The organism is Actinosynnema sp. NPDC004786 (genome assembly GCF_053601135.1).
In genome coordinates this window covers 114,473-122,229 of sequence record NZ_JBSGBG010000025.1, presented here as the reverse complement: position 1 = coordinate 122,229, position 7,757 = coordinate 114,473, and the positions used below count along the sequence as shown (strand labels likewise).

Sequence of the window (7,757 nt, the reverse complement as noted above, 5' to 3'; positions counted from 1 at the left end):
CTCCGTTCGTGGGCGCCCCCCTCGGTCCGCCCCCCCCCCCGCCCCCGGCGGTGGGGGGGGGGCCCGCCCCCCCGGGTGCCCCCGCCCCCCCCACGACCCGACCGGCACAACGACCCATGGGGTGCCGGCAGCGAGCCGACACCCCTTCACCACACCCGTCCCCCGCGGTCGGCCTCCGGCGGACCGCCGGCGCCGCGACTCACTCCTGCGGGGCCCAGTCCGGCCCCAACGCGCGTTCGGCCGCGTCGTCGAGCACCGCCAGGATCCAGCTCTCCAGCCCTGCACTGGACCGCAGCGCCGCGGCACGCCAGCGGACCATGCGATCCTCGGTCACCGGCACCCTCGGCAGCAACGCGCTCGACGCGGACCGGCCCGTGGCGGCCCGCCGGGCGTCGCGCAGGTGCTGCCGGAACTGGTTGCGCGACCAGTTCCCGGCTTCCGCGCGCTGAAGCCAGAAATCCTGCTCGGCGGGCGGCAGCGAGGCCACCTCCGCGTGGTGGTGGAAGCTCAGTCCGGGCCGGCGCCGGGACATCACCACCCGACGGGCGACCGACGCGTAATTGCGGAGCGTCTGATAATCCAGCCCCACGACGTCCACCGCCCGGCGATACCGATCGGAGTAGTGCGCCTGCCCGTACACCAGCCAGTCGCCCATGCACCAGGCGAAGGAGTCGGTCATGCGGAAGATCTGCCTGCCCGCTCGTTCCCACGACTCGTACGGCAGCTTTCCCGGGATGCGCAACCCGATCCTCGTGGTGAGCACCTGGTCGTACGTTTCAGGGGTGCCGCCTTCACGGAGCGAGCCGAGTCCGGTCAACGGTGCAGCGGCGGGCCCGTGGCCGCCGTGGATCGCGGTGTCGTTCCGCATCAATCTACTCCTGGACTGATCGCCGCACGCGGTTCCACCGGACCTCATCCGATGTCCCCGCTCAGACATCCGCACGCTCCGCACGCGGTGGGAAAGGTTCGACCGGGCCGAATGGCGACTTTAACACTCGAATACCGGAGCGGACCGCCCGCCAACCGAGGGTGACACAGGTCACAACAGGTCTATGACCTCGGCCGCGCACGACGCACGCGCACCCATTCCGTTAAATGTCGAAAACGCCACTGCGGAACTACGCAGTACATGAAAAGAGTGAGCCGGGCTCACCAACGACGACCTTTTCCCGCCACCACCACCGGACCGCATCCCGCGATGGCGATTTCCCACACAACCGACTGGGGGAACAGTTCCTCCACCGATTCCGGGCCGCCACCCGCCGTCTCGACAGGGGAGAACCGGACGAACTCGACCACCCGTTCGTCCGAGGGAGTAGAGCAATTGCACCACCACCCCCGCGAGAGGCACCCGCCCAAAGGTGAGCAAAGCTCGCCCCGGGCGACCGCCGCACCGCAACCACCCTCCGACAGCACGCCGGCATGGCCTTCGACCTCCGGCGCCACGAGAGCACGCAGGGCGGCCGGACCACGCCCGGCGGGTCGTACCGGGCCGACGGCGAGCGCCGGGCGCGCTCCGACGATCCCGCCGTTCCGCGCGCGTGCCGCACGACGTCGCGGTCCTACCACCCGGCCCCACTGCCACGACCACCAGGGGGCCGCCACCCGCTACTCGACAATGATTACCATGTTCTTCAGCGTGCGCCGCTCCCGCGGCGTCCGAAGAGGAGGACCTGTGGCTCACCTGTTGATGATCGAGAGCTGGGTCGGCGCCATGAGCTCGTTACTGCCGCGCGCGATCAACGAGTCGGGGCACCGCTTCACCTTCCTGACCCGCGACCTGCACCACTACCTGCGCTCCGCGCCCTCGCACCCGCACCCGTTGCTGGCCGCGGACAACGTGCTGACCGCGGAGACGAACGACGTGCCCGCGCTGCTCGACCACGTCGGGCACCTGCACCGGGCGCTGCGCTTCGACGGCGTGATCTCCTCCTGCGACTACTACCTGCCCACCGTGGCGCGGGTCGCCGCGCACCTGGGCCTGCCCGGCCCGGACCCGCTCGCCGTCGAACGGGCCTGCCGCAAGGACCTCACCCGCACCGCCCTGCACGCGGCCGGCGTGCCCGGCCCCCGCTTCGCCCTCGCCGACGACTGGTCCTCGCTCGCGGAGGCCGCCGCCGAGCTGGGTTACCCCCTGGTGGCCAAGCCGGTCGACCTGTGCGCCGGGATGCACGTGCGCAAGGTGGCCGACGAGGGCGAGTTGCGCGAGGCGTTCACCGCGCTGGAGGCGTTCCCGGTCAACGCCCGCAACCAGCCGCGGGTGCGCACCGTGCTGCTGGAGGAACTGCTCGTCGGTCCCGAGGTCAGCGTGGAGACGGTCACGGTGGACGGCGTGACGCACGTCGTCGGCGTCACCGACAAGAGCGTCGCGGGCGAGCCGTGGTTCGTGGAGAGCGGGCACATGTTCCCCGCCGACCTGCCCACCGCCGGGGCCGAGGCGGTCGCCGTGGCCGCGATCGGGGCGCTGGGGCTGGACCGCGGCGTCGCGCACACCGAGGTCAAGCTGACCGCCGACGGCCCGAAGCTGGTGGAGGTCAACCCCCGCCCGGCCGGCAACCGGATCACCGAGCTGGTCCGCCGCGTCACCGGCGTCGACCTGCCCGCCGCGCACGCGCAACTGGCCGCCGGCGAGCAGCCGGACCTGCGCCCGGCGGACACCGGCGTGCGCAGCGCCGCGATCTCCTTCCTGCTGCCCCCGCGCTCCGGGCTGGTGTCCGCGGTCCGCGGCGCCGAGGACCTCGCCACCACCCCCGACGTGGTCGAGTGGGACGTCCGGCGGCCCGGTCACCGGGCGGGCGACCCGACCAGCAACAACAGCTACCTCGGCCACGTCGTGGTGACCGACCCGACCGGCCTCGGCGCCCGCGCGCGGGCCGAGGAACTGGTGGCCGGTCTCTCCGTGGACTACGCCGAGGTGCCCGCGTGAGGCTCGCCGACCTCGTCGAACTCGTCCGGGCGGGCGGTCTGGGACCCGACCCGGCGTCGTGCGCGGTGAGCGTCGGGTTCACCACGCGGCAGGGCGCCCGGCACGCCACGCGCGGCCGGTCCTACCGCAACACCGTGGTCAGCCTGCGCGTGGCGGACGCGGTCGGGTCCTGCGCGGTGGACGACGTCGCCGACGACGAGGTGCACGCCTGCGTCGGCGCGACCGTGCTCGACCTGCTCGACCACCCGAACCCCGCGCTCCGCACCGCCGCGCTGGACGCGTACCTGGCGCACGCCCGCCCGCACCACCTGTCCGCCACCAGGTCGGTCACCGTCGGGCCCGGCGACTCCCTGGCCAAGTCCCTCGCCCGCGCGCGGGCCGTGGTGGACCTGCTCGACCCCGCGCCCGGCGACCGCGTGCTGGTGGTCGGAGTGGTCAACTCGCTGCTGCACCACGTGCGCGGGCGCGGCGCGACCTACGTGCCGTGCGACCTCAAGGGCGGCCGCACCGAGTGGGACGAGCCGATCACCACCGACGCCCGCCGCGCGCTGGACGGCTGCGACCTCGTGCTGGCCTCGGGCATGACGGTCGGCAACGGCACGTTCGAGCCGCTGCTGCGGCACGCCGCCGACACGGGCAAGCCGGTGGTGATGTTCGCGCAGACCGCCGCGGCGATCCTGCCGTGGTTCATCGGGCACGGCGTGCGGGCGGTGTCGGCCGAGCCGTACCCGTTCTTCTGGCTCGACGGCGGCCCGACGACGATCCACCACTACACGGAGCGCCCGTCGTGACGGTCCCGAGGCAGAACCGGCACCTGCTCGGCCTGCTCGGCCAGAGCCCGGTCGCCCGCATCGACACGCCGCTGCCCCACCGGCACGGCGGGTTCTGGGCCAAGCTGGAGTGCCTGAGCGCGGGCGGCATGAAGGCGCGGCCCGCCGTGGCCATGCTGCGCGCCGCCCGCGAGCGCGGCGAGCTGCGCCCCGGCGCGGTGGTCGTGGAGTCGACCAGCGGCACCCTGGGCCTCGGCCTCGCGTTCGCCGGCCAGGTCTTCGGCCACCCGGTCGTCCTGGTGGTGGACCGCGAGCTGGAGCCGTCGATGCGCGCCCTGCTGCGCGCCCACGGGGCCCGGCTGGAGGTGGTGGACCGGCCGCACCCGGTCGGCGGCTGGCAGCAGGCGCGATTGGACCGCCTGCGGGCGGTGCTGCGCGAGTTCCCCGACGCCTACTGGCCCGACCAGTACAACAACCCGGACAACCCGGCGGGCTACGCGGGGCTGGCCCGCGAGCTGGTGGAGCAGCTGGACCGGGTGGACGTGCTGGTGTGCAGCGTGGGCACCGGCGGCCACAGCGCCGGCGTCGTCCGGGAACTGCGCCGGTACTGGCCCGGCGTGCGGCTCATCGGCGTGGACACCGTCGGCTCCACGATCTTCGGGCAGCCCGCGCGGGCCCGGGTCATGCGCGGCCTGGGCAGCAGCATCCACCCCCGCAACGTCGCCTACCCCGAGTTCGACGAGGTGCACTGGCTCGGCCCGGTGGAGGTGGTGGACGCCTGCCGCCGGCTGGCCCGCGACGCCTTCGTCACCGGGGGCTGGAGCACCGGCGCCGTCGCGCTGGTCGCCGCCTGGGCGGCCCGCGTCGAGCCGGGCGCGGTGGTGGCCACCATCTTCCCCGACGGCCCGCACCGCTACCTCGGCACGATCTTCGACGACGACTTCTGCCACGCCCGCGGCCTGCTCGGGCCGCCCGCCGGCCGGCCGGTGGAGATCGGCGACCCGCACGGCGTCGAGGTGACGGGCTGGACGCGGTCCCGGTCGGTCGTCGCGCCCCGGACGGCGGTGCTCGCGTGAGGCTCGACTGGGAGGTCTACGGCCTGGACCTGGGCACGCCGCTGCGCATCTCCAGGTCGGTGATGGCCCGCCGGGACGCCGTGCGGGTCGTCGTGGCGCACGACGGGCGCCAGGGCCACGGCGAAGTGGTGACCAGCGCCTACTACGGGCTCGACGTGGAGGCGATCACGTCCCTGCTGGCCGGGCTGCGCCCGGTCCTGGCGGGCGCGGGCTCGCCGGGGACCGCACTCGACCTCCTGCACGCGGACGGCACCGTCCCGGCCGGGGTGCGGGCGGCGGTCGACGCGGCGCTGCACGACCTGCTCGGCCTGCGCCGCGACGTGCCGGTGCACGCCCTGGTCGGGCTCCCGGAGTGGCACGACACGCCCACCGCGCACACCATCGGCATCACCACGCCCGACGACGCCGCCGGCCGGGCCGCCGCGCTCGTCGCGCGCGGGTTCTCCGTGCTCAAGGTCAAGGCCGGGGCGGACCCCGACCGGGACGTGGCCGTCCTGGTGGCGGTCCGGGCCGCCGCTCCGGACGCCCGGCTGGTGCTCGACCCCAACGGCGGGTGGAGCCCCGACGAGGCGGTGCGGGTGGTGGAGCGGATCACCGCCGCCGGTGTCGTGCTCGACGCGGTGGAGCAGCCGATCCCGCCCGGCGACCCGGACGCGCTGGCGTGGGTCCGCGCGCGGTGCCCGGCCCCGCTGGTCGCCGACGAGGACGCCGCCGCCGTCGCCGACGTGCGGCGGTTGGCGGGCGCGGTGGACGGCGTGAACGTCAAGCTCGCCAAGTGCGGCGGGCTGCGGCCGGCGCTGGAGATCGTCTCGGCCGCCCGCGCCGGCGGCCTGGACGTGATGCTCGGCTGCCTGGTCGCCAGCTCCCTCGGCATCGCGCCCGCGGTCCACCTCGCCGGGCACGCCCGGTGGGTGGACCTCGACGGGCACCTGCTGCTGGCCCACGACCCCTGGTCCGGGCTCGGCGGCGAGGACGGCACCCTGCGGCTGTCCGGGGCGCCGGGGCTCGGGGTGGTGCGGCGATGACCCGGTTCGCGCTGCCGGTGCGGCTGCTGCTGGTCAACCAGTTCGCCGTGAACACCGGCTTCTACCTGTTGATCCCCTACCTCGCCGCGCACCTGGGCGGGTTGGGGATGTCGGCCGCGGTGATCGGCGTGGTGCTGGGGGCGCGGACGCTGAGCCAGCAGGGGTTGTTCCTGCTGGGCGGCACGGCGTCGGACCGGGTGGGGCCGCGGACCGTGATCCTGGTCGGCTGCGGCCTGCGCGCGGTGGGGTTCGGCCTGTTCGCGGCCGGCGAGTCGGTGGCCGTGGTGCTGGCCGCGTCGGTGCTCAGCGGGCTGGCCGGGGCGCTGTTCAACCCCGCCGTGCGGGCCTACATCGCGCTGGAGGCGGGTGAGGCGCGGACCGCGGCGTTCGCCCGCTTCGCCGTCTACGCCCAGGCGGGCGCGCTGGTCGGGCCGGTGCTGGGCGGCGTGCTGCTGCTGTGGGACTTCCGGGTCTCCGCGGTGGTGGCGGCCGGGATCTTCGCGGCGCTGACCGTCGCCCAGGCCCTCGTGCTGCCCGCCCGACCGGCCGCCCGCCGGGGCGGGTCGGTGCTCGGCGACTGGCGGGAGTGCCTGGCCGACCGGCGGTTCGTGGCGTTCACCTGCGTGCTGAGCGGGATGTTCGTCCTGCAGAACCAGCTCTACCTGCTGCTGCCGATCCAGGCGCAGCGGGCCACCGGGTCGGCCGGCGTGGTCGCCGCGCTGTTCGTGGTCTCCACGGTCGTCACGCTGCTGTTCCAGGTCCGCGTCACCCGCCGGCTGGCGCACCGGGCCCGGGGGCCGGTCATCGCGGTCGGCCTCGCCGTCATGGGCGCGGGCTTCGCCGTGCCGGCGCTGTGGTCGGGGCTCGTGCCGGTGCTGGTGGCCACGCTGGCGCTGGCGGTCGGCGTGATGATCGCGCACCCGCTGGTCTACGACCTGATCCCGTCGTTCGGGCCGGACAGCCTGGCGGGGACGCGGTTCGGCGTGTTCTACCTGGGCTCCGGGCTGGCCGCCGCGCTGGGCAACACCGCGATCGGGTGGGTCGGCGGGTTCGGCGACCGGCCCGCCTCGCTGCTGTGCGTCGCGATCGGGCTCACCTGCGCCGGGGGCGTGCTCTGGCTGCACCGCCGCGGCGCGCTCACCCCACCGCGGCCGGAGGTCGTGCGATGAACCTGCTCACCGACAACCCCGAGCTGTACGAGCACCGGTTCCCCGACCCCGGGCACGTCGCGGCCCGCTGGGCGCACGACGTGGTCACCCGGTTCGGCGGCGGGCGGGACCTGCTCGACGTCGGCTGCGGCACCGGCCGGGACGCGGGCTGGTGGGCCCGCAACGGCTACCGCGTCACCGGGATCGACAGCTCGGAGCACATGCTCGCGCACGTCCGCGCGCACCACCCGGCGGTCGACGTGGCGTTGGCCGACATGCGCTCGTTCGACCTGGGCCGCCGCTTCGACGTCGTCACCTGCCTGGACAGCGCGATGCTGTACTGCCACACCAACGCCGACCTCGACGCCTTCCTGGGGCGGTGCCGCGCGCACCTGGTCCCGGGCGGGCTGCTGGTGGCGGAGATGCGCAACGGCGCGTTCTTCCTCGGCAACACCGAACTGCTCGACGGCGTGCGCACCCGCTCGGTGACGTGGCGGGGCGTCGAGTACACCTCGCACACCGAGCTGTGGATCGACCACGCCGCCCAGTTGCTGCGCCGCCGCCGCGCCTGGGAGTGGGCCGGACGCGCCGAACCGCTCGTGCAGCACTCGGCCTGGCGGTTGCTGTTCCCGCAGGAGCTGCGGCACCTGCTCGACCTCGCCGGGTTCGACGTGCTCGCCCTGTTCGACTCCCCCGGCCCCCGAACCGACCCGCCGTGGACCGCCGACGCCCCGCTGAGCGGCGCGTTGTCCGGCGACCGCCTCCACGTCGTGGCCCGCCTCCGCCCCCGCGGGCACCAGTGAAAGGAACCA

Annotated in this window: 8 protein-coding genes; 6 read left to right on the top strand and 2 right to left on the bottom strand. The window is 74.8% G+C overall.

Features of this window, described 5'->3' with window-relative positions:
• Positions 1 to 199: 199 nt before the first annotated feature.
• Together ACWEFJ_RS22855 and ACWEFJ_RS22850 are read right to left on the bottom strand one after the other, a co-directional pair.
• Positions 200 to 868, bottom strand: coding sequence for an LmbU family transcriptional regulator (locus ACWEFJ_RS22855; RefSeq protein WP_378090107.1), 669 nt, complete (start codon positions 866 to 868; stop codon positions 200 to 202).
• A 281-nt stretch (positions 869 to 1,149) separates the two neighbouring features.
• On the bottom strand, positions 1,150 to 1,299 hold the full coding sequence (locus ACWEFJ_RS22850) for a hypothetical protein (RefSeq protein ID WP_378090109.1): 150 nt from the start codon (positions 1,297 to 1,299) through the stop codon (positions 1,150 to 1,152).
• Positions 1,300 to 1,675: 376 nt separating this feature from the next.
• Between ACWEFJ_RS22850 and ACWEFJ_RS22845 the strand changes: the two genes are divergently transcribed.
• From ACWEFJ_RS22845 to ACWEFJ_RS22820, 6 genes are read left to right on the top strand one after another with little or no spacing between them, the layout of a single operon-like run.
• Positions 1,676 to 2,926 carry an ATP-grasp domain-containing protein gene (locus ACWEFJ_RS22845; RefSeq protein WP_449714967.1) on the top strand — a complete coding sequence of 417 codons (1,251 nt, stop codon included), beginning with the start codon at positions 1,676 to 1,678 and terminating at the stop codon, positions 2,924 to 2,926.
• The gene (locus ACWEFJ_RS22840) at positions 2,923 to 3,717 is read left to right on the top strand and encodes a Rossmann-like domain-containing protein (RefSeq protein ID WP_378090113.1); all 795 of its coding nucleotides are present in this window, start codon (positions 2,923 to 2,925) and stop codon (positions 3,715 to 3,717) included. The genes ACWEFJ_RS22845 and ACWEFJ_RS22840 overlap by 4 nt, the downstream gene beginning before the upstream one ends.
• Complete coding sequence (locus ACWEFJ_RS22835; protein WP_449714966.1) at positions 3,714 to 4,772, top strand: PLP-dependent cysteine synthase family protein; 1,059 nt, start codon at positions 3,714 to 3,716, stop codon at positions 4,770 to 4,772. Before ACWEFJ_RS22840 ends, ACWEFJ_RS22835 begins: the two co-directional genes overlap by 4 nt.
• Entirely contained in the window at positions 4,769 to 5,797 is a 1,029-nt protein-coding gene (locus ACWEFJ_RS22830) for an enolase C-terminal domain-like protein (protein WP_449714965.1), read from the top strand. The genes ACWEFJ_RS22835 and ACWEFJ_RS22830 overlap by 4 nt, the downstream gene beginning before the upstream one ends.
• Positions 5,794 to 6,966, top strand: a complete 1,173-nt coding sequence (locus ACWEFJ_RS22825; RefSeq protein ID WP_449714964.1) for an MFS transporter — start codon at positions 5,794 to 5,796, stop codon at positions 6,964 to 6,966. The genes ACWEFJ_RS22830 and ACWEFJ_RS22825 overlap by 4 nt, the downstream gene beginning before the upstream one ends.
• A complete protein-coding gene (locus ACWEFJ_RS22820) occupies positions 6,963 to 7,748 on the top strand; it encodes a class I SAM-dependent methyltransferase (protein ID WP_449714963.1) in 786 nt (261 codons plus the stop codon). Before ACWEFJ_RS22825 ends, ACWEFJ_RS22820 begins: the two co-directional genes overlap by 4 nt.
• The last annotated feature ends 9 nt before the right edge of the window (positions 7,749 to 7,757 follow it).

Coding starts and splice junctions, on each gene's coding strand:
- ACWEFJ_RS22855 (WP_378090107.1), bottom strand. CDS start 868: ATGCGGAACGACACCGCGATCCACGGCGGCCACGGGCCCGCCGCTGCA.
- ACWEFJ_RS22825 (WP_449714964.1), top strand. CDS start 5,794: ATGACCCGGTTCGCGCTGCCGGTGCGGCTGCTGCTGGTCAACCAGTTC.
- ACWEFJ_RS22820 (WP_449714963.1), top strand. CDS start 6,963: ATGAACCTGCTCACCGACAACCCCGAGCTGTACGAGCACCGGTTCCCC.